The following is a 26,390-nucleotide window of genomic DNA, read 5'->3' on the forward strand; positions in this document are numbered from 1 at the left end:
TGTTTTAGACTATGGATCTTATACCATTTCCAAAAATTAGAGTAGCGCGGAAAACTTGCGCAAGTACTACACCTAGTAGGCTTAGCAAGTTTGACAAAGTTAATCGCACTTTTTGGGTTTGGTACTAGCTGTCTAGTCCGATTACCTTCACACGCTCATCGATAGACTGATAGCTCTTCTCGCCCGCAGGTTGGACAATATTACCAAACGGCATTTGCGCAACCAGCTCCCAACTGTCTTCCACTGAAAAAGCCGCAGCCACCTCTTCATCAATCAATGGATTATAATGCTGCAGGTTTGCGCCAACACCTAGTGCGCTTAGCTCTGTCCATGCCGCATGCTGATGCATGCCTGATGTTTGCTGTGCCCAGATAGGAAACCTGTCAGCATATAGCGCAAACTGCTCTTGCAGCGATTGGACGACTTTGTGGTCTTCATAAAACAAAATCGTACCCGCGGCAGCACGAAAGCCATCAATCTTTTGCTTGCTGGCAGTAAAGTCGCCATCACCAACTGCTTCACGTACTTTGGCCTCTGTGATATCCCACAGCTGCTGATGCTTCTCACCAAATACCACCACCATACGTGATGACTGTGAGTTAAAAGCTGAAGGCGTATGCAGTATCACACTTTCAATCACATCAAGAATTTCTTGTGGCTTTACTGGCAAATCGCTACCCAACGCATAGATAGAACGACGATCATTAAATGCTTGTTGCACAGTTGCAAGAGTCGCTTTAGACATTATAATTATCCTTGTTATTACCATTAAATATTAAGTGAGCAATTTTAGCGTTAAATTTTCATCCGCTTATAGGGACGTCATTATAGCAATATACTTAAAAATAACCAGCCCATATTAAGTTGATTTTATCAATAACTCTATAAAGTTATTCTGTTTTACTCAGGTTTTTTAGTGACCTATCATTTAATCAGCAACTATAGTTACCCTTGTACCCTCTACAACTTGCTCAAATAGCTCAGCTATATCGTCATTACGCATACGCACGCAGCCATGTGAGAGTGGGATGCCCATTGGTTCGGTATCTGGCGTGCCATGAATATAAATATAACGCTGATAAGTATCACAGCCGCCTTGGTTATTGCTACCTTTATTACTTCCTTCTTCAAGACCACTTAGCCATAAAATACGGCTCAATATCCAATCGCGCTCAGAGTGTAACGCTCCAAGCTCAGCATCATATACCTCTCCTGTGGGCACGCGCCCGACAAACACGGCATTGATGGGCGCGTTGCCACCTATCTTTTTGGCAATGACATGCTTACCAAGCGGCGTACAGCCACTATCTTGCTGACTGCCGCTGCCGTTTTTGGCAGTAGACACTGTATAGTGAGCCGTTTTTTTATTTTGCTGATATACCGCTAGCGTTTGCTGAGCGATATTGATCACTATCTGCGTGGCAGTGGCATCATTTTTGGTCATTTTATTTTCCCAGCTGTTACTTATTGAGTATCTGTGGCGCAATTTAAGAAATAATAAAAATTCTAATGTTAGGGGATTGTATCAAGGCAGTTGGCACCGTAATATATAGGCACACTTTTTTGATGCTAGCAGATTATGACGACTATTTCACCGACACGTGTGTCGATGTATGACTTTTTGTACCAAGATACCCAGCCCATGGTGTCGTTATTGGCTGATGCAGCTCAGCTGTCACTACCACAGACCCGTCTTGCCCTTAGTGCCAGCTTACAGGCTATCGTAAGCGCTTTACTCGCTTATCAACAGCGCCATCAAGGTCAAACAGTCAATAAAAAGCTGTTCAATCGTGGAGCAGTCAAAGAACTACGTCAACACAACTCCATGAACTTTGCGACTATCAATGCAACCTTGTACCATCGTCATGATGTGGCCGACGCCATATTTGGTGATAATGCACGCGTTGTCAAGGCCAGTGAGTATATTGCCACGCAGGTTGATGCAACTACGGCACAAGTACAAACCTTACTTACCTGTCTGTGCGTCATCGTGCTCCGAGAGCTTGCCATCTTAGCCGACTATAGCAAGCTCGACAATGAGGAGCTGGATAAATGGTTTGCCCTACAGCCGCAGTTTTTGTCCGCTCAGCGCTTTGAGGAAAAAGCGCTAACAACCACGCCTACATTAGTCGAAAATACCAATAATGCCAACGAAGCAAGCCAAGATAGTGCCAATAATAAAAACGCGGCTCATGCAGACGATATCAATAAACAGCAAAATCAACATCAAGAAATCGCATCAGAGAATGAGCACTTAGAAGATATAACTGATATAGCTTCAGAAGCTACAGCGCTGACTCTAACTCCGCCTTCCTTTGATACTTACTGGTTTGAGCTCACTGGCTTTGAACCAAAGCATGATCTTGCGGTACAAGATATGCAGCAAGCCACTTCCAACTATCTCAAAGCAATCGGGCGCTCATCTGATAACTTGCAGCAAGGCCGTCATAATGACATGCTGGTATTTGCACAAATGCATGCTATCGCCCTGCCACATCAACGTTGGTTATTACAGCTCGCAAAAATCTCTGATATCTATCTCAGTCGCAACCGTTTACGCATTACCTCTGAACCTGCGACTCCGCCCACGCCTCCTTTTGTGAGCTTAGGGTTACTCGGGGGTAATAGTGACAATACGCCAGTGACTACTAGTGAGACACCGATTGAATACGACGCACCAAAGCCTCTCTGGAGGAATCCTGTCATTCTATTGATCATCTTAGTCATCGGTGGACTTGGCGCACTTGCCACTTTGAAATATCAAATGCAAAAGCCTGACAACGCTTCTCAAGCAGAACCAATAGTGAAACAGGTTTCGGCCGAAGAACGCCAGCAGCAAGATGTGGCCATCGTCAAAGTCGATGAGGATGATAGCCTAGAGTCAACCGCAGCTGAATAACAGAGTGACTGACGAAAGACAGTCTTTAGCACTCATAAAAACTAGCCATAAAAAAACAGAGACACTATAGATAGGTCTCTGTTTTTGTCTTTCATTTCAAATAACTACTTAATTAAAAACAATCAAAAATCTTATTTTGATAAATCACGACCACGGCTAGCTTCGATAGCCAGACGTAGACCATTTAGACGGATAAAGCCTTCTGCGTCTTTTTGATCATAGGCACCAGCGTCATCTTCAAAGGTGGCAATTTTTTCGTCAAACAATGAGTCATCTGACTTACGTCCGACCACACTGACGCTACCTTTGTACAGCTTTACACGGACCGTACCATTGACATACTCTTGCGACTTGTCAATCAAAGCCTGTAGCATCATACGCTCAGGGCTGAACCAGTAGCCGTTGTAGATAATCTTTGCATAGCGCGGCATGAGCTCATCTTTTAGATGCGCGGCTTCACGATCAAGCGTGAGCGACTCGATACCACGATGGGCTTTTAGCATAATCGTGCCAGCTGGTGTCTCATAACAGCCACGTGACTTCATACCGACATAACGGTTTTCTACGATGTCTAAACGTCCGATACCATGCTGACCACCAATCTCATTGAGCTTGATCATTATCTCACAAGGCTTCAAACGCTCACCGTCAATGGCGACGATATCACCTTTTTCATACTCTAACTCCAAATACTGAGCCTCATCAGGCGCTTCTTCTGGACTGACTGACCAGCGCCACATATCGTCTTCTGCTTCAGCATACGGATCTTCTAGAATGCCACCTTCATATGAGATGTGCAGTAAGTTGGCGTCCATCGAATAAGGTGACTTGGTCTTTTTATTGGCATAATCGATAGCAATGTCATGCTCTTCGGCATATTGCATTAAGCTTTCACGGCTTGATAAGTCCCACTCACGCCAAGGAGCAATAGTGACCACATCTGGCGACAATGCCACAGCGCCCAGCTCAAAACGTACTTGGTCATTACCTTTACCAGTGGCACCATGACTGATGGCATCAGCACCATGCTCTTTTGCAATTTCAACCAAACGCTTGGCAATCAGTGGACGCGCAATAGAAGTACCAAGTAAGTACTCGCCTTCATAGATAGCATTGGCACGGAACATTGGGAACACATAATCGCGAGCAAACTCTTCACGCAAGTCTTCGATGTGGATATGTTTGATACCCATTGCTTCAGCTTTAGCGCGTGCCGGCTCGACTTCTTCGCCTTGACCGATGTCGGCGGTGAAAGTAATCACTTCTGCATCATAAGTTTCTTGTAACCATCTAGCGATGATTGACGTATCAAGACCACCAGAATACGCTAACACAATTTTATTGATATTTTTTGGATCAAGCTGAGCCATAGATAACTCCTAGTATGAAAATAGTATGATATTTTATTGTTAAGTAAAACACAGATAACGAGTCAAAAGATAGATTGCCTGCTCAGTGTACATCATATTCACTATCGGCAAAAGTGCAACGCCCGTGCAAAGCTAAGTTTTAGCCAAAACTTTAGAGTCGTTAGCGTCAGACATACTGTCACGTGCGACTATTTGCACACTTATCACCCGCCAGATATTTAGTCATGCCAGCAAACCTGTTATGATAGCTTGAGTAAATACTGTCATTAACAGTCGCTTATCCATCGATAATAAAAACGCTTTCAAGGCCATAACAATAACAAATTAAACTCAAATAAATTATATGTTAAACAATCATTCAGGCGTATTTTGTATTCACAAGCTTTATACATTTATATATAGCTGCTACTGATTAGAGTCTGTTGAACATTCAAACAGTTCCAGATAATACTTAAACAAGCACTATCCCTTTCTTTGACTTCCTTATTAGAAGATATGAAAACTATGACTGATTCAATTCCAGAGTTAACCATCTTGCAGCCAGATGATTGGCACATTCATCTTCGTGACGATAAAGCACTGGCAACGACTGTGCCACATGCTGCCAACAGTTTTAATCGGGTTATTTGTATGCCCAACCTGGTACCGCCTGTCAAAAATGCCGATGAAGCACTGGCTTATCGTCAGCGCATCCTCCAACACTTACAAGACAGTGACTTAAGCGACGAGCGCAAAGCTGCTTTTGATCCGCGCATGACACTGTATCTGACGGATAACACAACCGCAAAAGACATTGAAATAGCGGCCAAATCAGGTGTCGTTCAAGCAGTGAAGCTTTATCCTGCTGGTGCAACCACCAACTCTGCTGACGGCGTGACCAATATCAATGCTTGTGTTGATGTGTTTGAAGCGATGGAAAAATACGATCTACCACTATTACTCCATGGTGAAGTGACTCATGATCATGTCGATATTTTTGATCGTGAAAAGCGCTTTTTGGAAGAAGTGCTCGCTCAGATAATTGCTAAATTCCCAACGCTAAAGATCGTCATGGAACACATTACTACCAGTGATGCCGCGGACTTTGTATTGGCGCAGGGCAATCAGGTTGCCGCTACTATTACCCCGCAGCACTTGATGTTCAACCGCAACCACTTACTTCTCGGTGGTATCAAGCCGCATTTTTACTGCTTACCTATCCTAAAACGTGAAAAGCATCAAAAAGTGCTGCTAGATGTGGCAACCAGTGGTAACCCAAAATTCTTTTTGGGCACTGACTCAGCACCGCATGCGACAGATCAGAAGGAAGCCGCTTGTGGCTGTGCCGGCTGCTATAGTGCCGCCCATGCCATGCCTTTATATGCCACCGCCTTTGATAGTGTTGGCAAAATCGATAAGTTAGAAGGCTTTGCTAGCCGCTTTGGTGCCCAGTTCTATGGACTACCGGTTAATGAAAGCACCATTACCTTGATCAAAACCCCTCTGCAAGTACCTACTGGCTATCCATACTTTGATGGACAGACCCTGACCCCACTGCTGGCTGGTGACAGCTTGCCTTGGTCTCTCAAAGCATAGACAACATTCCATATAATCACGTGCTATCTATAGATTGTAGATAGCACGGGATAGTTGCATAATCTCAACATCCTTGTACGATCGATAGAAGTGATTTGACCTGCTATGACCACCGAATACAATACGACAGACATCAGCGCTAAACAGCACAGTGACATCTGTACTAACCTTAATATCAACACCAACACCAATAGTATTAATAAGAGTGACAGCGTTATTAAAAATATGAGTGAAAACGTGAGTAGTAATGTGAATAACGATAAGACGGAATCAGCACAAGAAGCGTCAGCACCTATGACGCTAAAAGAACGTTTTCGAAAGTTTATGCCCGTTATTGTCGATGTGGAGACAGCTGGCTTTAACTCGCATACCGACGCTTTACTAGAGATTGCCTGTATTCCTATCTTGCTAGACGAACACGGGGTGTTCTATCCAGGTGAGGCGCTAAACGCTCATATCGAGCCCTTTGAAGGCGCTAACTTAGAAGCAAGCGCCCTTGCCTTTACGGGTATCGATCCAAACAACCCCATGCGCAAGGCGATCGCAGAAGATGAAAAAACTGCGCTCAGACGTATCTTTAAAGGTCTCAAAGAAGTACGCCGTAGCGAAGGCTGTCGCCAATGTGTGCTGGTCGGTCATAACGCTCACTTTGACCTAGGTTTTTTAAATGCGGCCATACTGCGTACCAATAGCAAAAACCATAACCCATTCCATCAGTTTTCTGTATTTGATACGGTGACCTTATCAGCGTTAGCATTTGGTCAGACTGTACTGGCACGCGCTTGTAAGGCTGCAGGACTTGATTTTGACGGTAATAATGCGCACTCTGCCCTATACGACACTCAAAAAACAGCCGAATTGTTTTGTCATATTCTCAACCATTATCCTATGTTGCCCAATGCTTTACATAATGAGCCAACCAATGTAGAGTTAAATGAGAACGATGCCACCTAGGCCGTTAGCATTTAAAATGACTTTGCCATCTTGACTTTATAATCAATAAGGATATGGCTGATAAATGACAAGCAAGATAACTGTCACCCAAAGTTTGTCTATTTTATTATCTCAATAAAATTGATGGTTCCCTTACTTTTTATAGCTCCCGTCTGTCTGAGATGACTTAAGTTACTCATACCCCAAATAGTATATGCAACACGCTATTTAGGGAACTACAGAGGGATTTTGTTATGGATCCACAATTTAAATTATGGGGTACCATCATCGGTTATATGCTGCTTGCGATGACCATTAGTGCTTGTACTTCTTTATGGATTCGCCATCATTTAAAGCGTAAAGACCTACATCCAAAACGTGCTATCAAAAAAAGATACTTAATTTTAAAAAGACGAAGAAAAAGACTTGACAGAAAACGCAGACGCCATTAGAATATGCCCACTTCAGCACAAATGGTGAAAGCAGCTGAAGGCGTAGTACCTAGTCCCCATCGTCTAGAGGCCTAGGACACCGCCCTTTCACGGCGGTAACGGGGGTTCGAATCCCCCTGGGGACGCCATATATTAAAGTGCTAATCAGTTGTTATTTTTAGCATTTATGAGACCCGTAAAATCTATAAGATTTTACGGGTCTTTTTTATGCCTGTAATATTCTACGCTTTTCTTCCTAGGGTCTGTTTAACTCTCAAAGATCTGTTAAGCCTACAAATGACTGTAGAGCAGCGGTATTCGTTTATCTTTATTATTAGAAGCTATAAAACTAAAAAAACCAGCAATTTGCTGGCTTTTATATTCAAGCTCTCTTTTTACTCTTAGAGTATTTATATTATGCACAAAAATGAGAGTAGCAAGAGTAACGAGTGGCAGTAATACATTTAGTGGACACCGCAGTTTTGACACAGCTAACGATATTTTGCTAACGAGACTTTTTGGTTCTGTCGTTAAAACTTATCGGATAGCATAAACCATAGCAATGCCAATAAAATAAGTGCACCAAGGACAGTTTGAATCAAAAAGAACGCTTGATGCTCTCCTACCACTTTGCCTAGCGTTACACCCAGGGCATTGTATTTGATAGGCTGTGCATCGATCTCATCGCTGTCCTTCTGCTCTTCATAGTAGCCATGTAAAATCTCTAGAAATCCTTGCCATTTATCAGCCGTCCAATCAAAAGGTTTGAATGGCATAAGTGCTTTTGCCTTAGGGTCCTTGACCATCCAACGCTCAAGCACAATAGAACGCATTGACCAGATGCTAAAACGGCGTGAAACAATTTGAGAGAAATTTAGGATTTGTAAATCTTTGTGCCTATCATCCATCAACAAGCCATTTTTTAAATTCGTTAATGCTTGTTCTGATCCTTCCACACACTGAAAAAAGTAGCCATTGCCATAGCAAAGAATACCAGTAATATTATTGGCTTTATTATTTTTAATAGAAACTTCAGCAATATCATTAAGCGTACTAGAGCCTGACATTCCAGTAGAAGTGATACGGCTAATATATACGAACTGGAAGAGATTCATTACTTTTGCATCTCTTGTATCAGTAACTTCTGGCAATCGACTTCTCCTTACGATGAAATAAAAACACTTATTTTTACTAATAATATAAAAGCAAGACAGTTATCGATGTAAAAGCGGCTCAGCATATGATTGATATTATAAGACTTGTTTTTTATTGTATAAACTTGGTTACATCATAGGTTAGTTACGTCAACAGAGCAGCTTTTTAGAATATGACGGTGGTTTTTATTTTATATTAGCTGCCTGTAGTCGCTAATCATATATCTAAAAAACGGAATTTTATAAGTGCAGGACGGCAGAAAATGTGCCGCTATATTTGTAGCAGCAATAACAGTTTGAATAAAGATGTGAATGAGGGTGTAATGACACAAGAATTGAGCTAAGTGCTGGTTATTGAAACAATGAATAAGGGAGAAACGCAATGAGTCAAATAAAACCTCAGTTTATGTATGCCTCAGCATGATTCATTTATTCTGAGCAGTTAAGATTGCCCCTAGCAAGATTGCATCATCAGGGTAAGTCAGTTTGATATTTTGGCGACTGCCTGTTACCAAACGAATGGGCAGATTCATATGCTCAAATGCACTGGCTTCGTCGGTAATAGCAAGCTGCTGCTCACCGACATGGGTCAGTACTTGATACAGTTGATCGAGCCGATAGACTTGTGGGGTCTGTGCCTGCCACATCCCATCACGGTCAACCGTGTGCGCGATATAATCGTTTGAACTACTGGTGGTTGCAGATTTTGATTGGGTATCAGGAGTGTTAGGCTGAGACTGCTTGAGTGTATCAGCGACAGGGGCTGCCAAAATAGCACCATAGGGCTCTAGCATGGCAGCTTCGATGACTTGATCGATATCATGGCTCAGAACAGCAGGGCGCGCTGCATCATGTATCAAAACCAAATCTGAGTCATCAGCGCCTGCCTTCATGATCGCTTCTACGCCTGCTTGTACTGACTGCCAACGCTCAGCGCCACCAACAGCATAATGAATCGGTAAGGCAAAATCCAACCCTTGCGCGATACTGTCATCTGCAGCAATGACCAATAGACACTCGTTGATATATCCACTAGATGCTAACCTTGCGACACTATGCTGTAATAGCGTCTGCCCTTGTAGCATTGTATATTGCTTGGCTATAGACGCACCAAAACGACTACCACGCCCAGCAGCGACGATCATGGTATGTACACAGGGTTTGGTGTTCATAACTTGTTGTTCATAAATTAGGGTTCACAGCTTGGTGCTCATGGTTGGATGTCCATGGCAATAAGAGTAAAAAGGGAGGTTTGCAAAACTTAAAATGGGCTGTGTCATTACTAGAAATGACATATAAAAGAAAAGCGTATAGTAAAAAGCATTAATTACGACTGTGAGTAGTGGGTGCGGTTGATACCTGTACAAAAGTCTCATTGGGTTTAATCAGACCTAAGTCTAGACGAGCATGCTCTTCTACTGCTTCAAGGCCATTTTTTAGATCTTGCACATCAGCACGTAGCAGATTGTTTGCGGCGACTTGGTTGTCATTCAAGCGCTGCTGCTCTTCAATTTCGGTTTGCAAGTTATGATGCTCAAAACGTCCATTTTCACCCAGCCAATACTGATATTGCAGTCCTAACAGCACTGCAACGGCTAGAGCAAGTAGCATAAACTGGCTAAGATATTTCATAAGATCGCAACATAAGTAAGATAGAAATGCCAAATGAGATAGAGGTATTGGGTTAGATACTGATAAAGCTTGCTAGACAATATACAATGATTTATATAATACAATCGTTGATATATTGCCTAGCTTTAGCTCTAAGCTCAGCTTGTTAACCACGTAGACCGATGAACTCTTCACGGCCACGGTAGCTGGCACGTACTTGTTGTTCAATACGTAACAACTGGTTGTATTTTGCTACGCGATCTGAGCGGCATAGCGAACCTGTTTTGATCTGACCAGCAGCCGTACCGACCGCTAAATCTGCAATGGTGCTGTCTTCGGTTTCACCTGAACGATGCGATATAACCGTTGCATAGCCATTTTTCTTCGCCAGATAAATGGCGTCTAACGTTTCTGATAACGTACCAATCTGGTTAAATTTGATCAAAATCGCATTCGCAACTTTTTTATCGATACCTTCTTGCAAGATAGCAGGGTTGGTCACAAACAAATCATCACCGACCAGCTGAACTGTATCACCGATTTGCTCAGTCAAGTACTTCCAGCCATCCCAATCCGACTCATCAAGACCATCTTCGATAGAGATAATAGGATATTGACGTGCTAGCCCAACGAGATAGTCTGAGAAGCCTTGGCTATCGAATGACTTATTGCCTTCGCCTGCCAAGATATACTGGCCGTTTTTATAAAACTCGCTGGCTGCACAGTCAAGCGCTAAGTGAATGTCATCACCTGGTTTATAACCCACTTGCTCAATCGCTTGCATGATAACGGTAATGGCTTCTTCGTTACTGCGTAGATTGGGGGCAAAACCACCTTCGTCACCTACTGAAGTGCTTAAGCCCTGAGACTTAAGTACAGACTTTAAGCTATGGAAAATTTCAGTACCAGCACGCAATGCCTCTGAGAAGCTCGTGAACCCTACTGGCTCAATCATAAACTCTTGGATATCTACCGTATTGTCCGCATGCTCACCACCATTTAAGATGTTCATCATTGGTACTGGCATGGTGAGAGATGTTTGATTGCGTAAGTTAGCAATATACTGATGTAATGGTAGGCTCTGTGCTTTAGCAGCTGCTTTTGCAACTGCTAGCGATACGGCCAACATAGCATTAGCACCCAAGCTTTCTTTGTTTTCAGTGCCATCAAGCGTAATCATCGCATCATCGATACGCTGCTGCTCAGTCACATCTGTATTTATCAGGGCACTACGAATTTGGCTATTTACGTTGGCAACGGCTTTTTTGACCCCTTTACCCATGTAGCGATCTTTATCGCCATCACGTAGCTCTAAAGCTTCACGTGAACCCGTCGATGCACCACTTGGTGCAGCTGCACGGCCAATAATACCGTCAGCTAGGGTAACATCAACTTCAATCGTTGGGTTGCCACGCGAGTCCAGAATTTCACGCGCGCGGATGTCTTTAATTTCGGTGGCGTTTTTGATTTCTTCAGCGTACATAATGTCTGTTAATTCCTTTGGTCATGCCAAGTGTGTGGGATAAAAAAGGGACTTAAAAATATAAAAATGAAACGATATAGTCAGATCTTTATAAATAGAAATAGAAATTCAAGATTTTTATAACCAGTTTTAAAAACTCATCAGCCACGCTTTTTTTTAGTTAGACTTTTTTGCAGCCATTGACTGCTTACAAAAGCCATAACCTATCGTTAGGCTGAACGCTTTATTGAGCGAATAATATTCTGGCTATTGTATTTTGCATCATAGCATAAATTCATTTAAACCGCGCATTAGGCAGCAGCTTTTATGACTCAAATTAACCTTTCAATAGGGTCACTGACCATCGGCTAATTTTTGAGTCTCAGCGGTAGGTTTAGATACTGTATTTTCTAGCTCAACCGCTGTCTTGAATCGCGTTAAGCGCAGGGCGTTCATCAACACCGAAATAGAGCTAAGCGCCATGGCTGCTGCTGCAATCATCGGGCTTAAAAAGCCAAATGCAGCAAGCGGAATACCCAGCGTGTTATAAAGGAAGGCAAAGAATAAGTTTTGCTTGATGTTGCGTAGCGTTGCTTGAGCGATTTTTTGTGCGGCATCGATATGCATAAGCGACTCACCCATCAAGCGTGCAGAGGCACTATGCTGTGCTACATCCGTTCCCTCAAACATCGCAAAACTAGCATCAGCTGTGGCCATCGCTGGCGCATCATTGACACCGTCACCTGCCATTGCCACTTTGTGACCAGCTGTTTGCAATACAGCGATTTGGCTGGCCTTATCGCGTGGACTCATTCCACCATAAGCGGCTTCAATACCCAGTTGCCCTGCCACATGGTCGACGACTGATTGTTTGTCACCACTCATCAAGATGACTTTGATACCAGCATCTTGTAGTGCGGTAACAGCTTGCGGGGTGTCCGCCTTTAAGTCATCCGCTAAGGCAAAAGCACCCAACGGCTCATCATTGATACTAATCGCAACCGTACTGGCGATCTGCCATACTTTTGGCATTAGCTTTGGTAGGGTCAAGCTGGCAAACTCTGCTGTACCGACTTTTACCGTACCAAGTCCCTCGATATTCGCTTGAATACCAGCACCTTTAACCACGCTAACATCAGTAACAGGCAGTAGCGGTAAGCCGCGATCTTTTGCCGCATTAATAAGGGCAGTGGCAAGCGGATGACTGGCATGTACTTCGACACTGGCAGCGATCTGCAGTACATCATCGGCCGCAAGCGACTTATCAACCATCACCTCGTCCACGATAGTGGGTCTACCGATGGTTAATGTGCCGGTTTTATCGAGTACCACGGTATCAATATCACCTGCTGCCTCAAGGCTTTGAGCGTCTTTAAACCAGACGCCATGACGCGCCGCTACGCCCATACCGGCCATAATTGCCGCAGGCGTGGCCAAGCCAAGCGCACAGGGACAGGCAATCACTAGCACAGAGACAGAGTGCATCAGTGCAGTACTGATTGTACCCGTGATCCACCATGTCACTATAAAGGTGACAATAGCGATAGCAACGACGACAGGGACGAATACTGCCGTCACCCTATCTGCTAAACGTGCCAAATTAGACTTTGAGCCTTGCGCATCGCTCAGCGCTTGTACCATATCTCCAAGCTTGGTATCGCTGCCCTTGGCTCGTACACGGTATAACAGGCTGCCATTCTCGACTAACGCCCCCGCTAACAGCTCATCGCCTTGTTCTTTTTTGAGTGGTACGGACTCGCCTGTTAAGTGGCTCTCTACACACCAACCACTGCCCTCAGTGACAGTACCATCTGTCGCCACGCGACTGCCTTGCTTGGCACGTAAGATATCACCGACCTGTACGTCCTTGAGTGCGACATTATGGAAGTCACCGTTTGGCTGCTGCTGCTCGACTTCGTCTGGCGTTAATGACAATAAAAGATCTATACTGTTTAGGCTATGCTTTTTGGTACGCTCTTCCAAGTACTTGCCAGTACGCACAAAGGCAATCACCATTACCCCTGCTTCGAAATAAACAGGAGGGCCATCATGACCGCCTGAGCTTTGGAACAGACTGCCGAAGCTGCCATCACCATGCGCAAACCATAGATAGGTCGAGTATGCCCAAATAGTGACCGTACCGATGACCACCAAGACATCCATATTGGCAAGACCGCCTTTGATCGACGCCCACGCGCTTTTATAAAACGGCAATGCCAAGCCAAACTGTACAATCGTCGCCAAAATAAACTGGATCCACACGGGTGGCATCCACGCCATACCTTGACCGATGAGCATACCTGCCATGCCAACTAAGAACGGCACCAAGCAAATCCATAAGCCTATCAATCGCCACGGGTACTCAGTGGCTGTATCCTTGTCAGTCTGCGCAAACAAGCTATCACCTGCTTGCAAGTTGGCGACAAAGCCCGTTTTATTGACCCACTCGGTAATCTCTTCGGGAGTGGTCTGCGTAGAGTCGTAGTCAACGTTGGCTGTTTCGCCTGCGAAGTTGACGTTGACCTGATGGATGGCAGGTTTTTTATTCAGCACTTTTTCGATTCGTGAGGCACACGCCTGACACGTCATCCCATCAATCGCCAATTGCAAATGCGCCTGCTGTGGCTGCGACTGATTAGCAGCTGTGATTTCAGTTTCCACTTCATTGGTCTGATGTGTCGATTTTTTGGTGAAATCATTCATATATAAAGCTCATGATGGCGATGATAAAAAAGAAAATTGAATGTAAAGATTGTGGCGATGACAGCATAGGCTTACTGACTGTCTGTCTGTCATACCTACCTACATATCGATACGATCTATATAAAAAACCAGCCATAGCAGCTGGTTTTTACTAGGGCGTGTCCTTATTTTGGAAATGGTGATAAAAACGAGATAAATTGCAGCCAAACTAGGAAAATAGCGTAGATAGTATCAGGATATTAGCAAGATATTTGACGCGGTTTGGCAAAGATTTAGCCGTTTTTAGCCCATTTAGAGTACATCGTTCAGACTGAGGACACGCCCTGCAACTAGGATATAAATTTAAGCGTTTGCAACTGTCGCATCAAAGCCTGCGTCTTCGATAGCTTCAGCGATTTTTTCCGCGCTTGTCAGGCTATCATCAAAAGTAACCGTGGCTTGATTATCAGCCAGCTCTACCGTCATGGTCTCTAAGCCGTCGATATCAGCAGTGGCATTGTGAACACTTTGGACACAGCCACCACAGGTCATGCCATCAATTTTTATAATACGAGTTTGGTTTGCCATGTTAGGCTCCTTATTATTGTGTATTTTGTTATTTATAAAAGTCGTTAGCGTTTTACTATTATACAGGTTCGTAACTGACTAACGTTAATCTAACCAAAGTTAATCTGGGTTTTGCGGTGCATCAACAGGAAACGGCTGAGTGACATAATCCACCATACTAATCGCAGCAGTCAGAGCATGGATACTGGTATCAGTATCCTCATAACGTACTGTGGCGACGTTACTAGCAGGATCAAGCTCAATAGCGGTCACGCCTGTGATGTTCTGTAGGGCGACCATCACGCTTTCTAGACCCTCGGCATCATCGATATTTTCGATACTCACTTGTGCTACTTGAATCGCCATTATCTTGCCCTTTTATAGTTATAGACTGGTACTTTTAGCGCAGCTAATTATAATAGTTTGTCAAGAATTCTGGGCTAAAGCCACAGCCTACACCCAATAATTATAATAACTGAAAGTAGCTTTGATTAATGAGTATCCAATACTTCAAAACCTTTTACCAGCTCATCAATTTGTTTCAGCTGACGCAAGAACGGCTCTAGTTGACTCATACGTAGCGCACAAGGGCCATCACATTTGGCCGCTTCAGGGTTCGGATGCGCTTCCAAAAACAGTCCTGCCAGACCAGTCGCCATACCTGCACGTGCGAGGGTAGTAATCTGCTCACGGCGGCCACCTGCACTATCACTGCGTGCGCCTGGCTGCTGCAAGCTGTGAGTGACATCGAAGAAGACTGGCACCTCCATCTGCTTCATGGTATCAAAGCCCAGCATATCCACGACCAGATTGTTATAGCCAAAGGCACTGCCACGCTCACAAAGAATGAGCTTGTCATTTCCCGCCTCTAAGCATTTATTAAGGATATGGCGCATCTCATGCGGCGCCAAAAACTGGGCTTTTTTAATATTGATGATTGCGCCTGTCTTGGCCATCGCTTGTACTAGGTCTGTCTGCCTTGATAAAAAAGCAGGCAACTGAATGATATCCGCCACTTCAGCGACAGGCTCAGCTTGGTACGGCTCATGCACGTCAGTGATGATGGGTACATTATACTTTTCTTTAATTTGACCTAGCCAATCTACACCTTTTTCAAGCCCAGGCCCACGAAACGAGTGCAAGCTTGAACGGTTGGCCTTATCAAAGCTGGCTTTAAACACATAACCGATACCCAAACGCTGACAAATATCGATATATTGCTCAGCAATCTCAAAGGCCAGCTCTTTTGACTCCAAAACGTTCATACCACCAAATAATACAAACGGCTGATCATTGCCGATATTGATGCTGTGGTTATCAGGAGTGCTGAGCTGAATATGTGATTGTGCGGTTAATAGGTTATCCATCTGTTTATCCATGCAGGGCTGTCCTCTTTATTGTTATTCATATTATCGTCATTGATACTGATAGCTGACATTGTAACCGATAGGCTAAGAAAAAAAAGTGTACAAGCGTAATTAGCTGTCATCATAAGTAACAGGCCACAAAACTTGCAGCCGTCAGAAACCTAAAACCACCCACTAAAAGCAAAAAAGACCAATCCGAAGATCAGTCTTTTTTATCATGGCGCGTTAAGAAATAATCAGCTTAATATTGTACTAAACAGCACGCTAAAAAACCCTATCCTTTATCGCTATAAGTCTTCGCCGCTTTGACAAAGCTATTAAACAACGGGTGACCACCACGTGGCGAGCTGGTGAACTCTGGATGGAACTGTACCGCGATAAACCAAGGATGATCGGCAATCTCGACCGCTTCAACCAAATGCTGCTTGGCAGAGTAGCCCGAAATACTCATGCCCGCTTGCTCTAATGGCTCGATATAGCGGTTGTTCATCTCATAACGATGGCGATGACGCTCAGTGATATTGCTCGCGCCATAGATTTGGCTGAGCTTGCTACCAGCAACCAGCTCGGCTTGCTGTGCGCCCAGACGCATGGTACCACCAAGGTCTGAATCATCCGTGCGGATTTGTAACTCACCACGCTCATCTAACCATTCAGTGATGAGGCCTATGATAGGCTCAGCCGCCTTACGATCGAATTCAGAAGAATTGGCGTCGATATGCAGTACATTACGCGCATATTCAATCACTGCCAGCTGCATACCAAGACAAATACCCAAATATGGAACTTTGTTTTCGCGAGCATAAGTAATGGCTTTAATCTTACCGAACGTACCACGCTCACCGAAACCACCTGGCACTAAGATAGCATCAGCTTCTTTTAGCTGCGCCATTAGTTTGTCATCAGTTTCCAAAAACTCAGCATCAATATAGTCAATCTTGACAGCGAGCTTGTGAGTGATACCCGCGTGTAGCAAGGCTTCGTTGATAGACTTATAAGCATCAGGCAGCTCGACGTATTTGCCGACCATCGCAACTGTGACAGTCGCTTCAGGATTGAGCTGAGCTTCAACCACTTTGTCCCAATCGCTCAAGTCTGCTTCTGGCACATCCAGACCAAAGCGCTCACAGATCAGATCATCGAGATCTTGCTCATGCAGCGTGCGCGGTATTTGATAGATGCTTTCGGCATCTTCACACATGATGACCGCACGCTCTTCGACATTGGTAAATAGCGCAATCTTACGGCGGTTGTCTTGTGAGATGTGATGATCAGAGCGGCAGATTAAGATATCAGGCTGCAGACCGATAGAACGCAGCTCTTTCACCGAATGCTGGGTGGGCTTGGTTTTGGTTTCACCAGCACTGGCAATATACGGCACTAGCGTCAAGTGCATCAGCATGGCTCTATTACGGCCAAGCTCTACCTGCATCTGGCGCACGGCTTCCATAAATGGCAAAGACTCGATGTCACCGACCGTACCGCCAATCTCGATAATGGCGATATCATAGCCTTCACCGCTGGCCAATATTTTGCTCTTAATCTCATCAGTGATGTGCGGAATTACCTGTACCGTGCCACCTAGATACTCACCACGGCGCTCTTTATTCAGGACATTTTGGTAGATACGACCACTGGTAAAGTTGTTGCCCTTACTCATTTTTGAATGACGTAAAAAACGCTCATAATAGCCCAAATCCAAATCCGTCTCAGCGCCATCTTCGGTCACGAATACCTCACCATGCTGAAATGGACTCATGGTACCTGGATCGACGTTGATGTATGGATCCATCTTGGTCATCGTTACGCTGACGCCGCGGGCTTCAAGTATCGCAGCAAGAGAGGCTGCGGTAATACCTTTTCCTAGTGAGGACACTACCCCACCGGTCACAAATATAAACTTGGTCATAGTACTCTTTCGGTAATTGGTAAAGAAGGATTTTACTAAAAATACGCCACAAAATATAGGGCAAAAGATAAAACTTGGCTAAACTTACTGAAAAGCCGCTCAAAACATTGGCTTTTGAATTTCGTCTTACTTTGGGATCTGTTGAACATTAAGCAACAAAAAAAGACTTATCAGCGAAAGATAAGCCTTTATCGTACTTCTACTATTATAGCATCTATATAGCCTCTAATTTAGAATTTGTATTCTAAGCCGCCACCAAAAGCAAACACCTCTATATCTGATTCAATATTGTCATAGCGCTCGTATTTTTTATCATTCACATCCACGCCTTTAATTTTGCCAACGGCTACATAGTCAGCTGAGTTTTTACCGATATAGGCATGAGCGGTGATATTTTTCTTAAATTTGTACTTACCGCCAAGCACCATTTGCTCTGAATTGGAATTATTATAACCATTTAGATTGTCTGTCTTATTGTACTGCAGATAGACAGAAGCTGGCTTGGTAAAGTTTTTTAAGTCCATCTCACCGCTAACCACCAGACCTTTTTCTTTTTTAGAGCCTGTAAAATCATAGTCAGCTTGCTGGTACAGCAGCCCTAAAGTGACTGGCACTGCCATATACTTGTCTAAATCAGCCGTCACCTCAGCGCGGATAACGTCACCACCGTAATCAACTTTACTCCTACGTGGCTCATCTGGATCTGTCAGGTCTAAGATATTGATGTCATCGCTTATATCCATATCCTTACTATAGGCAAGACCTAACGTATAACCAGCTTTTGCCTTATACATTAAAGAAGCCCCAAAACCATCTTGGCTATCATTGCTGTCAGCTGCGCTGCTCTCATCAAGGGCGTATTGCACTCGCAACTCTACAGGTAAGTCCTTGTACTTAGGCGCAATCCATACCATGGAGTTATCCTGCCGTGAATCATCAAGCATGTTCAGTGCTCTGGGCTTATTATTGCTTTTGAGCTTGCTGTCGCCCAAGTTATCCCAGTAGCCTTCGGTGACGATGGCCTTGTCCACCTCTCCTAGTACTGATGAGTTACGCCCAAAGCGAAACTCGCCAAAGTGTTTGTTAGCCAGTCCTAAATACGTATCACGGCTTTTAAAGCTTTTATCATCACCGTCCACACTGATGCGATATTCTAGCTGATAGACCACATCCATATTATCCGTCATGGCCTCAGAGCCTTTGACTCCCATACGTGAAGAGTGCGAATTTAGCTCTACGACATCCTCATCATAAGCGCTTAAGACTTTGGTGGTTTCATTGACGCCAAGCCGCGTGTTCATATCTGCTTTGGCATTGATATAATCAGCCGTCAAAAACACTTTTCCGTAAAACTTCGGAGCTGCCTGTGCGCTAGATAGTGAAAAAGCAGCGATTGCAGTCACTAAAAGGAGTTTTTTCATAGATATATCTACCTTTACTTTACGGTTTTTACAGTTATATGAAGGAGCAAAATATGATCAGCTGCTGCCCATCATTATATCATTAACATTTTTGGCTTATTTAGCGCTTCTCTTATAACGGTTGAAATACGCTTGGCAAAATATTGCAATATGCATAAAAAAAACTCACCCCGAAGGATGAGTTTTTTATATCAGATTCCAATGGTTAAATTAGAATTTGTATTCGATACCACCACCGATACCAAAGCCATCAAACTCTTCTTTTACTTCAACAGCACCAGTACGGACTGTAGATTCATCATTCAAATACGCACCGTATAAATGACCAGTCGTTGCTGCGTTGATGGCATATTTGCCACCAGCTACCAAACGGTAAGTATCAGCATCTTTTGCACCAAGAACGTTATTAACTACATCGCCCTGAGCATATACAGTCCAAGGAGTAGCTGTTTGCATTTCGCCACTTAGGGTGAATGCATTTTCTTTTTTATCTGCATCAAAATCAGAGTTTTGATACAGTGCACCTACCGTTAATACTGGATTAACTGCATAGTTACCACTGACACGGATTACTTTAAGCTCATCACCTGCCTGAGTATAAGTAGCACCAACATTCATTGGGCCCATTTCATATTTACCACCAACTGCGAAAACATCACGGTCAGCAGTATCTGTGAAATTGTTTTCGTCCATAGTATACATGGCCATGAACTGCATACCGTCATAACTAGGCGAGAAGTAGGCAAAAGTATTGTTTAAACGTGGAGATTCATAGCTAGCAAGTACAGCATCGCCACCTTGAGTAACGTTCGCAAAGTTAACGTAGTCATCAATTGCAGTCAAACGACCTGCTAGTAAAGTACCATACTGAGCATTTTTTAGACCAAGATACGTATCACGCGAATAGAATTGATCGCTGTTAGCATCAACATCTACACCATACTCTAGTTGATAGAGTAGATCAGTGTTGCCAGTCAAAGCTTCAGAGCCTTTAAAGCCAATGCGTGAAGCATTAGAGTTTAGCTGGCTACGACCATCAGCACTTTTTGAAGTTTTAACAGAACTTAAAACTGATCCATCAGGATTATAATTTGTAGTCGTAGTGTCGTTATCACCAGTATTTACATCAAGCGTTACGAATGCTTTACCATAAACGGTAGGAGCGGCTTGGGCTGCAGATACAGATAGAGCAGCAACTGCTGTAGCTAAAAGTAGTTTTTTCATGGGGGTATCTCCACTTTACAATTTTAGTAATGAGCGAGCTATTATTAGCTGTTGCCCAAATGGTATCGTCACAAATCCTCAAAGATATAATGTGTAACTGGCTACCGAGATTAGTCAGAAACAAGTGTGGCGAAGTTCTATTACCGTAAGATGAAAAAAACCATGACTTACATAATTGGGACTACTGATGTAACCATCATGTAAACGTAGGTCTTTAACGCTCTAGTATGTAACATCCGTTACCAAACTCATACTTCGGCTATAATCATAACAACTTTGACATAATTTGCAACATATTTTTTTATTTCTTTGCAGAACGCTTAATACTTAGTGAACTCAACGTTAATATACAGTGAGACTCTAGCAACATTCGGCGAACTGCCATAAAAAACACCGCTACCCGCCATTGCAGATAGAGGTGCTACTAATAAAGATACGTTTGAAAACTATTTATTCAAGCCAACTTATCTAAACCAATTATTACTTATAACTGGCCATAAATATATGAATAGATATATTTTAATCGCTTTATATTGAGCGCTACTCATGAGTCATCCCCTGATTTGCGCTCAATTATTAGCCTAACTGGGTTTGATTCCACCCTACTCTATTTAGCCTATTAAGCTCTGCAAGGTAGCTGAGCTTTTAGGTCTAGACGCGCTTGATGCAGTAATGGCTCAGTGTAGCCACTTGGCTGCTCGCGGCCTTTGAATACTAGGTCACAGGCTGCTTTGAACGCATGAGAGTTCTCAAAGTCAGTAGACATCGGCTGATAGTCAGCATCGCCAGCGTTTTGCTCGTCAACGACTTTTGCCATACGCTTCATCGCATCCATCACTTCTTGCTCGCTGACCACATTGTGATGTAGCCAGTTGGTCATATGCTGACTTGAGATACGTAGCGTCGCGCGGTCTTCCATTAGGCCAACGTCATTGATATCTGGCACTTTAGAGCAACCAACGCCTTGGTTTACCCAGCGTACGACATATCCTAAGATGCCCTGAGCGTTGTTTTCTAGCTCTTGCTGCTTCTCTTCTTCTGTCCAGTTGGTGTCTTTGGCGAGTGGAATGGTCAAGATATCATCGAGACTGGCACGCTCACGTGACTTTAGGCTGTCTTGGACATCAGCGACGCTCACTTCATGATAGTGCATGCTGTGCAAGGTTGCGCCTGTCGGTGAGGGTACCCATGCGGTATTGGCGCCCGCTTTTGGATGTGCTGCCTTGGTATCCATCATCTCTTTCATTTCGTCAGGCTTCGCCCACATACCTTTACCAATCTGCGCATGACCCTGCAGACCAGTCTCTAGACCGATGTCTACGTTCCACTGCTCGTAGGCTGGCTGCCATGCTTGCGACTTCATCTCGCCTTTTGGTACGAAGGCGCCTGCATTCATACTGGTATGCATCTCATCACCTGTACGGTCTAAGAAACCAGTATTAATGAAGATAACGCGCTCTTGTGCTTGGCGAATGGCTTCTTTTAGGTTGACTGTCATGCGGCGCTCTTCGTCCATGATGCCGATCTTTAGCGTATTACGCTCTAGACCCAATAGGTCTTCTGAGGCGTTAAATAAGTCATTGGCCATTTTGACTTCGTCAGGGCCGTGCATTTTTGGCTTAACGATATACATCGAGCCTTTGCGTGAGTTTGACAGCTCGGTTTTGCCTTTTAGATCATTGAGCGACAATAGCGGCGTAATCAAACCATCCATCAACCCTTCAAAGATTTCTTCTTGACCATTACCCAAATCGACTAGGATGGCAGGGTTTTGCATCAAGTGACCGACGTTACGAATCAGCAAGAGTGAGCGGCCTGGTAGTACCAGCTTGCCGCCATCAGGAGCAGTGTATTCACGGTCTGGGTTTTGCTTACGGGTACGGGTTTTGCCGCCTTTTTCGAAGGTTTCTTCTAGGTCGCCATTCATTAGGCCAAACCAGTTGCGGTATACTTCGACTTTTTCTTCTGCATCTACAGCAGCGATAGAGTCTTCACAGTCTTGAATAGCAGTAACTGCTGACTCAAGTAGCACGTCTTTGATGCCTGCTGGATCATCCTTACCTACTGGATGGCTGCCGTCGATTTGAATCTCAGCATGTAGGCCATTATTTTTTAGTAGGATGCCTGTTGGGCTGTCTGCTGAGCCAACAAAACCCGCGAACTTGGCTGGGTCTTGCAGCTGAGTGCTGCTATCACCTTGCACAATCTCAAGAGTACCATCGACTACTTTAAAGCCAGTCGCATCATTGTACGAACCTGAAGCCAAGGTAAAGTTATCATCTAGGAACTGTTTGGCATAAGCGACAACCGCTGCACCGCGAGTAGGATTGTATTCGCGGGTGACTTCTTGACCGTTTTCTTCGCTGATGACGTCCGTACCATATAGTGCATCATATAGACTGCCCCAACGTGCGTTGGTGGCGTTCAATGCATAGCGGGCGTTACGTACTGGTACGACCAACTGCGGGCCTGCAATGTGAGCAATCTCGTCATCGACGTTTTGGGTGCTTACTTTGAAGTCATCGCCTTCTGGTAACAGATAGCCGATCTCTTTCAAAAATTCCTTATAGGCAGGATAATCAATCTCGCCGTCTTTGGCAGGGTTGTCTAGATGCCACTGATCGATCTGCTCTTGGATCTTGGCACGGGTAGCCAGCAGCTCTTTATTACGTGGCGTAAAATCTTTGACGACCTTTTCAAAACCTGACCAATAACTATCCGAATCAACGCCAACTTTGGCTAGCACTTCATTTTCAATAAAGTCATACAGCTGTTGGTCAATTGCAAGAATGCCTTTTTGGATACGATTGGCGTGAGAAGCCTGACTCATAGTGGTGTCCTTATCTGTTCGTGAGAGGGTTGATACTGGTTTACTACGGTAACTGTTTAAGCGAGTAGATGTTCAACGATTAATTGCTTAGTGCTGACTATTCATTCCAAATTTGAATATGGCGCTAAGCGAATGTGATAATGCACAGTATAAACTGTCATTAGACAGCTATTTGAATGGTCATAACGTAGCGCTTCATACTGCTAAGGCTGACTACTTGCTACCTATCTGGCTAGTTGTTGTGACTGATCCACTGTGAAAAGTCATTATCTATATTCTTAATTCTATATTCTTATATTTTGAGACAGCGTTTGCGGTTGATATATTAATACTCATTAATAGTAGCTAATAGCTAACTATAAGCAACTAAGAAGCAATATCCGCTAATGACCAACAATAGATTGCTCAACTGACAATCAATATAAGACAAAATATCTCAAAAGCAAAATATCATCCTACTATCAAATAATAAAATAAACAAGAAAATACCATTTAGATACTAAATGTTGGGGCTGTATATTAATGATACTCTATGTAGCATCTGCCCTAGAGGTTGTATTGGCAATGAGTAACTGATGAAACTCTCAACCATCTGAAAACTGTAAGTAATCATTACAAGACAAATGAATGCATAATGGTTATCTATGGCTTATTAATACCGTACTAGACTAAATGCTTGCGGGTTTGCAAGCCTAGTGATTTGAAAGCCTTAACCACTATATAATATGCCCATATGACCATGACGTCAGAAAAAAACATCAAACGACAACTACCATAATGCCACTCTTATAAACACTCACAATAGAAAGCCAAATAACACTATGACTAACAATCAACACCTCTCAGATCAACAAGCGCCCTCAGAGTTCAAGGCAGAAGATACGACAGAAGACAGCGTCGATATCAACCAATTACGCACACCGCTCAAAGTAGACCTGTCTGCTGTTTATGAGTTTTTGGGCAGTCGCACCACTCAAGCTTGGGTCGATGCTGCTCTTGCGAACTTGCCTCTTATCATTCAAGACCATGCCAACTGCGAAAAAAAAGCAGCAGGTACGGCAATGAACCTTATCTTTCGCTATGAATTTTCTTACGACTTACAGTGTAAATTAGCCCAGCTGATACGTGAAGAAATGCTGCATTATGAGCAAGTACTGGGCATCATGCATGAGCGTGGGCAAGAGTGGGAATACCTCAGCGCGGGACGTTATGCGAAAGGTATGCTGAAGCACAAACGCACTTATGAGCCGGCTGCGATGGTAGATGTGCTGATCATTGGCGCATTCATTGAGGCACGCTCTTGTGAGCGCTTTGCGGCGCTGGCAGCGGTCATCGATGATGAACGTTTGGCAAAATATTATCGCTACCTGCTCAAGTCAGAGAGCCGACATTTTGAAGATTATCTGGCACTCGCGCAGTCGCTCTCTGAAGATAACATCGATGAGCGTGTGGCGTTCTTTAAAGCAGTGGAAGCTGAGCTTATCTCTAGTCCAGATACTGAGCTGCGCTTTCATAGCGGCGTGCCTGCTTGAGCTTGAATTCAATTTAAGCGTGAGCTCAATAAAACCTATCTAAAAACTTATCTAAAAACCTATTTAAAAACATAATTACAAAACTAAAAAAAGCGAGCATCAGCCATAATATAGCCGATGATCGCTTTTTTGCCTATTAATTTGTGCCTACTAATCTATAGGTTGGAGTTATAACAGCATTAGCTTTTGTCTTGCGTCAAAGTGCTGTCATACTCTTTACTGCCTTTTGCGACGTTATGTGGATCATGATCATTGGTTTTTTGCTCAGCAGCCGCAGGATTGACCTTTTGTAATGCATCATCAGGCACAATGCCGTTGTTATCGTCTGCATCCTTTAACTCATAATCCGTGTTCGTATCATTGTCCTTTGATGTACTCATTGGCATTCCTTATCTGCTGTATATTATCTACCTATGATGAAAATTTAATCTTTTTCATCAGGATTTAATACGCGCTTCTGCGCATTATCGACATTGGCATAACGATTTTCATCTGTTAAATCTTCACTATTGGGCGTCTCACTGACGACAGTAGTTTCATTGATGCCTCCATCAAATGCACCACCTTCTTGATCACGGCGGTCTGGCTGACGTGCTGGATTGTCCTTTTCATTGACATGCTCAGTATCAACCACACCCTCTTCAAAAGTATCGGTACCCTTATTGACGGTGGTACTGTCTTCTATCTTGTCGTGATCAGTCTTGTCATGATCAGTAATCAATGTTTTGGTAAGCGCTGGGTCTTTGTTTTGCATTATCTTGTCCTTTTAATATTATGCATTTCTTATATTTTTCAGAGTATAGAAGGTGTTAGCCCTAATCCTAGCAGTGGTAATAAATAACAGCTACTTATTGCCTTCTTTGCTGAGATCATGCGCATTCAGATCACCAACATTCTTACCGCCTGCAGGCAGATCTTCTTCTTTACGTGGGTCAGCATATATCTCATCTGTCTCTTGAGAAGCTTGCTGAGGACCATCAATGTTTGGCTGATGCTTGCGTCCCTCGTAGCTGTCTTCTGGATTTGGTGGATGAGATGCTGCTGGATCATTAACAACTACTTTTTCTTCATTATCTGGTTGTTTGTTGTCTGTCATGGCGTGTCCCTCGCATTGGTGTTAAGTCACGTTTATATAAAAGTATATAAACGTGCTTTGGTAAATTTTTACGTTTTTTTTGATGTCTATATTAGTGTTGGTCTCAGAGCAGTATCTACTTATCAGTACGCAAGTCATCGTTAATAAAAGAGGTCTGCTCTTCTTCTGTCAGCTCTTTGGGTGTATCAACCTTTTTACTGTCCTCTGCTTTATTATTCTCTAGGTTTTTTTCAATTTGCTGACTATCCACCTGCTCTGCTGCGGCTTTGATGTCTGAGGTGTCTTTTTGGGTATCGCTCATCAGATTACTCCTATGTATTATGTTTG

Annotated in this window: 24 protein-coding genes and 1 tRNA gene; 6 read left to right on the plus strand and 19 right to left on the minus strand. The window is 43.7% G+C overall.

What is annotated here, in order from left to right; genetic code table 11:
• Positions 1-124: 124 nt before the first annotated feature.
• Together JMY01_RS08965 and JMY01_RS08970 are read right to left on the minus strand one after the other, a co-directional pair.
• Positions 125-745: a nitroreductase family protein gene (locus JMY01_RS08965; protein ID WP_201575233.1), complete on the minus strand. Its 621-nt coding sequence runs from the start codon at positions 743-745 to the stop codon at positions 125-127.
• A 183-nt stretch (positions 746-928) separates the two neighbouring features.
• Complete coding sequence (locus tag JMY01_RS08970) at positions 929-1,444, minus strand: L,D-transpeptidase (RefSeq protein ID WP_201575234.1); 516 nt, start codon at positions 1,442-1,444, stop codon at positions 929-931.
• Positions 1,445-1,579: 135 nt separating this feature from the next.
• Between JMY01_RS08970 and JMY01_RS08975 the strand changes: the two genes are divergently transcribed.
• Positions 1,580-2,899 carry a hypothetical protein gene (locus tag JMY01_RS08975; protein ID WP_201575235.1) on the plus strand — a complete coding sequence of 440 codons (1,320 nt, stop codon included), beginning with the start codon at positions 1,580-1,582 and terminating at the stop codon, positions 2,897-2,899.
• 131 nt (positions 2,900-3,030) lie between these two features.
• Here JMY01_RS08975 and JMY01_RS08980 read toward each other — a convergent pair whose 3' ends face one another.
• Entirely contained in the window at positions 3,031-4,269 is a 1,239-nt protein-coding gene (locus tag JMY01_RS08980; RefSeq protein WP_201575236.1) for an argininosuccinate synthase, read from the minus strand.
• Positions 4,270-4,773: 504 nt separating this feature from the next.
• On the opposite strand from JMY01_RS08980, the gene pyrC reads away from it, so the two are divergent.
• The 4 genes from pyrC to JMY01_RS09000 all read left to right on the plus strand — a co-directional run bounded on the left by pyrC (position 4,774) and on the right by JMY01_RS09000 (position 7,357).
• Positions 4,774-5,844, plus strand: coding sequence for a dihydroorotase (gene pyrC / locus JMY01_RS08985; RefSeq protein WP_201575237.1), 1,071 nt, complete (start codon positions 4,774-4,776; stop codon positions 5,842-5,844).
• 294 nt (positions 5,845-6,138) lie between these two features.
• The gene (gene rnt, locus JMY01_RS08990; protein ID WP_227678015.1) at positions 6,139-6,798 is read left to right on the plus strand and encodes a ribonuclease T; all 660 of its coding nucleotides are present in this window, start codon (positions 6,139-6,141) and stop codon (positions 6,796-6,798) included.
• Between the two features lie 233 nt (positions 6,799-7,031).
• Positions 7,032-7,229: a hypothetical protein gene (locus JMY01_RS08995; protein WP_201575238.1), complete on the plus strand. Its 198-nt coding sequence runs from the start codon at positions 7,032-7,034 to the stop codon at positions 7,227-7,229.
• 52 nt (positions 7,230-7,281) lie between these two features.
• A tRNA-Glu gene (locus JMY01_RS09000) sits at positions 7,282-7,357 on the plus strand.
• Between the two features lie 381 nt (positions 7,358-7,738).
• On the opposite strand, the gene JMY01_RS09005 is transcribed toward JMY01_RS09000, so the two are convergent.
• The 12 genes from JMY01_RS09005 to JMY01_RS09060 form a co-directional block, all read right to left on the minus strand.
• Positions 7,739-8,359 (minus strand): BLUF domain-containing protein, encoded by a 621-nt coding sequence (locus JMY01_RS09005; RefSeq protein ID WP_227677793.1) that lies wholly within the window; start codon positions 8,357-8,359, stop codon positions 7,739-7,741.
• A 428-nt stretch (positions 8,360-8,787) separates the two neighbouring features.
• Entirely contained in the window at positions 8,788-9,534 is a 747-nt protein-coding gene (gene ispD / locus JMY01_RS09010) for a 2-C-methyl-D-erythritol 4-phosphate cytidylyltransferase (protein ID WP_201575239.1), read from the minus strand.
• Between the two features lie 151 nt (positions 9,535-9,685).
• The gene (locus tag JMY01_RS09015) at positions 9,686-9,994 is read right to left on the minus strand and encodes a septum formation initiator family protein (protein ID WP_201575240.1); all 309 of its coding nucleotides are present in this window, start codon (positions 9,992-9,994) and stop codon (positions 9,686-9,688) included.
• A 145-nt stretch (positions 9,995-10,139) separates the two neighbouring features.
• On the minus strand, positions 10,140-11,456 hold the full coding sequence (eno, locus tag JMY01_RS09020; RefSeq protein ID WP_201575241.1) for a phosphopyruvate hydratase: 1,317 nt from the start codon (positions 11,454-11,456) through the stop codon (positions 10,140-10,142).
• 333 nt (positions 11,457-11,789) lie between these two features.
• Positions 11,790-14,138, minus strand: coding sequence for a cation-translocating P-type ATPase (locus tag JMY01_RS09025; RefSeq protein ID WP_201575242.1), 2,349 nt, complete (start codon positions 14,136-14,138; stop codon positions 11,790-11,792).
• 342 nt (positions 14,139-14,480) lie between these two features.
• Complete coding sequence (locus JMY01_RS09030) at positions 14,481-14,705, minus strand: heavy-metal-associated domain-containing protein (RefSeq protein WP_201575243.1); 225 nt, start codon at positions 14,703-14,705, stop codon at positions 14,481-14,483.
• Positions 14,706-14,804: 99 nt separating this feature from the next.
• A complete protein-coding gene (locus JMY01_RS09035; RefSeq protein WP_201575244.1) occupies positions 14,805-15,050 on the minus strand; it encodes a cation transporter in 246 nt (81 codons plus the stop codon).
• Positions 15,051-15,175: 125 nt separating this feature from the next.
• Entirely contained in the window at positions 15,176-16,051 is an 876-nt protein-coding gene (gene kdsA / locus JMY01_RS09040) for a 3-deoxy-8-phosphooctulonate synthase (protein ID WP_201575245.1), read from the minus strand.
• 274 nt (positions 16,052-16,325) lie between these two features.
• Positions 16,326-17,960 (minus strand): CTP synthase, encoded by a 1,635-nt coding sequence (locus JMY01_RS09045; protein ID WP_201575246.1) that lies wholly within the window; start codon positions 17,958-17,960, stop codon positions 16,326-16,328.
• A gap of 230 nt (positions 17,961-18,190) precedes the next feature.
• Positions 18,191-19,381 carry a porin gene (locus tag JMY01_RS09050; protein WP_201575247.1) on the minus strand — a complete coding sequence of 397 codons (1,191 nt, stop codon included), beginning with the start codon at positions 19,379-19,381 and terminating at the stop codon, positions 18,191-18,193.
• Positions 19,382-19,591: 210 nt separating this feature from the next.
• Complete coding sequence (locus tag JMY01_RS09055) at positions 19,592-20,605, minus strand: porin (protein ID WP_201575248.1); 1,014 nt, start codon at positions 20,603-20,605, stop codon at positions 19,592-19,594.
• Between the two features lie 619 nt (positions 20,606-21,224).
• Positions 21,225-23,435, minus strand: a complete 2,211-nt coding sequence (locus JMY01_RS09060) for a malate synthase G (RefSeq protein WP_201575249.1) — start codon at positions 23,433-23,435, stop codon at positions 21,225-21,227.
• 821 nt (positions 23,436-24,256) lie between these two features.
• Between JMY01_RS09060 and JMY01_RS09065 the strand changes: the two genes are divergently transcribed.
• Positions 24,257-24,967 carry a tRNA-(ms[2]io[6]A)-hydroxylase gene (locus tag JMY01_RS09065; protein ID WP_227677795.1) on the plus strand — a complete coding sequence of 237 codons (711 nt, stop codon included), beginning with the start codon at positions 24,257-24,259 and terminating at the stop codon, positions 24,965-24,967.
• Positions 24,968-25,146: 179 nt separating this feature from the next.
• Here the strand turns inward: JMY01_RS09065 and JMY01_RS09070 are convergent, their stop codons facing one another.
• The 4 genes from JMY01_RS09070 to JMY01_RS09085 all read right to left on the minus strand — a co-directional run bounded on the left by JMY01_RS09070 (position 25,147) and on the right by JMY01_RS09085 (position 26,364).
• Positions 25,147-25,347: a hypothetical protein gene (locus tag JMY01_RS09070; protein ID WP_201575250.1), complete on the minus strand. Its 201-nt coding sequence runs from the start codon at positions 25,345-25,347 to the stop codon at positions 25,147-25,149.
• Between the two features lie 44 nt (positions 25,348-25,391).
• Complete coding sequence (locus JMY01_RS09075) at positions 25,392-25,721, minus strand: hypothetical protein (RefSeq protein WP_201575251.1); 330 nt, start codon at positions 25,719-25,721, stop codon at positions 25,392-25,394.
• A gap of 90 nt (positions 25,722-25,811) precedes the next feature.
• Entirely contained in the window at positions 25,812-26,063 is a 252-nt protein-coding gene (locus JMY01_RS09080; RefSeq protein WP_201575252.1) for a hypothetical protein, read from the minus strand.
• Between the two features lie 115 nt (positions 26,064-26,178).
• Positions 26,179-26,364 carry a hypothetical protein gene (locus JMY01_RS09085; RefSeq protein ID WP_201575253.1) on the minus strand — a complete coding sequence of 62 codons (186 nt, stop codon included), beginning with the start codon at positions 26,362-26,364 and terminating at the stop codon, positions 26,179-26,181.
• Positions 26,365-26,390: the final 26 nt, after the last annotated feature.

The organism is Psychrobacter sp. H8-1 (assembly GCF_904846575.1).
Classification (GTDB): domain Bacteria; phylum Pseudomonadota; class Gammaproteobacteria; order Pseudomonadales; family Moraxellaceae; genus Psychrobacter; species Psychrobacter fulvigenes.

Bases quoted from the DNA above. Each gene is read 5' to 3' on its own strand.
- JMY01_RS08970 (WP_201575234.1), bottom strand. From the start codon at position 1,444: ATGACCAAAAATGATGCCACTGCCACGCAGATAGTGATCAATATCGCT.
- JMY01_RS09030 (WP_201575243.1), bottom strand. From the start codon at position 14,705: ATGGCAAACCAAACTCGTATTATAAAAATTGATGGCATGACCTGTGGT.
- JMY01_RS08965 (WP_201575233.1), bottom strand. From the start codon at position 745: ATGTCTAAAGCGACTCTTGCAACTGTGCAACAAGCATTTAATGATCGT.
- JMY01_RS08995 (WP_201575238.1), top strand. From the start codon at position 7,032: ATGGATCCACAATTTAAATTATGGGGTACCATCATCGGTTATATGCTG.
- JMY01_RS09025 (WP_201575242.1), bottom strand. From the start codon at position 14,138: ATGAATGATTTCACCAAAAAATCGACACATCAGACCAATGAAGTGGAA.
- rnt (WP_227678015.1), top strand. From the start codon at position 6,139: ATGACGCTAAAAGAACGTTTTCGAAAGTTTATGCCCGTTATTGTCGAT.
- JMY01_RS08975 (WP_201575235.1), top strand. From the start codon at position 1,580: ATGACGACTATTTCACCGACACGTGTGTCGATGTATGACTTTTTGTAC.
- JMY01_RS09060 (WP_201575249.1), bottom strand. From the start codon at position 23,435: ATGAGTCAGGCTTCTCACGCCAATCGTATCCAAAAAGGCATTCTTGCA.
- ispD (WP_201575239.1), bottom strand. From the start codon at position 9,534: ATGAACACCAAACCCTGTGTACATACCATGATCGTCGCTGCTGGGCGT.
- JMY01_RS09065 (WP_227677795.1), top strand. From the start codon at position 24,257: ATGACTAACAATCAACACCTCTCAGATCAACAAGCGCCCTCAGAGTTC.
- JMY01_RS09055 (WP_201575248.1), bottom strand. From the start codon at position 20,605: ATGAAAAAACTACTTTTAGCTACAGCAGTTGCTGCTCTATCTGTATCT.
- JMY01_RS09045 (WP_201575246.1), bottom strand. From the start codon at position 17,960: ATGACCAAGTTTATATTTGTGACCGGTGGGGTAGTGTCCTCACTAGGA.
- JMY01_RS09015 (WP_201575240.1), bottom strand. From the start codon at position 9,994: ATGAAATATCTTAGCCAGTTTATGCTACTTGCTCTAGCCGTTGCAGTG.
- kdsA (WP_201575245.1), bottom strand. From the start codon at position 16,051: ATGGATAACCTATTAACCGCACAATCACATATTCAGCTCAGCACTCCT.
- JMY01_RS08980 (WP_201575236.1), bottom strand. From the start codon at position 4,269: ATGGCTCAGCTTGATCCAAAAAATATCAATAAAATTGTGTTAGCGTAT.
- JMY01_RS09050 (WP_201575247.1), bottom strand. From the start codon at position 19,381: ATGAAAAAACTCCTTTTAGTGACTGCAATCGCTGCTTTTTCACTATCT.
- pyrC (WP_201575237.1), top strand. From the start codon at position 4,774: ATGACTGATTCAATTCCAGAGTTAACCATCTTGCAGCCAGATGATTGG.
- JMY01_RS09075 (WP_201575251.1), bottom strand. From the start codon at position 25,721: ATGCAAAACAAAGACCCAGCGCTTACCAAAACATTGATTACTGATCAT.
- JMY01_RS09035 (WP_201575244.1), bottom strand. From the start codon at position 15,050: ATGGCGATTCAAGTAGCACAAGTGAGTATCGAAAATATCGATGATGCC.
- JMY01_RS09085 (WP_201575253.1), bottom strand. From the start codon at position 26,364: ATGAGCGATACCCAAAAAGACACCTCAGACATCAAAGCCGCAGCAGAG.
- JMY01_RS09080 (WP_201575252.1), bottom strand. From the start codon at position 26,063: ATGACAGACAACAAACAACCAGATAATGAAGAAAAAGTAGTTGTTAAT.
- eno (WP_201575241.1), bottom strand. From the start codon at position 11,456: ATGTACGCTGAAGAAATCAAAAACGCCACCGAAATTAAAGACATCCGC.
- JMY01_RS09070 (WP_201575250.1), bottom strand. From the start codon at position 25,347: ATGAGTACATCAAAGGACAATGATACGAACACGGATTATGAGTTAAAG.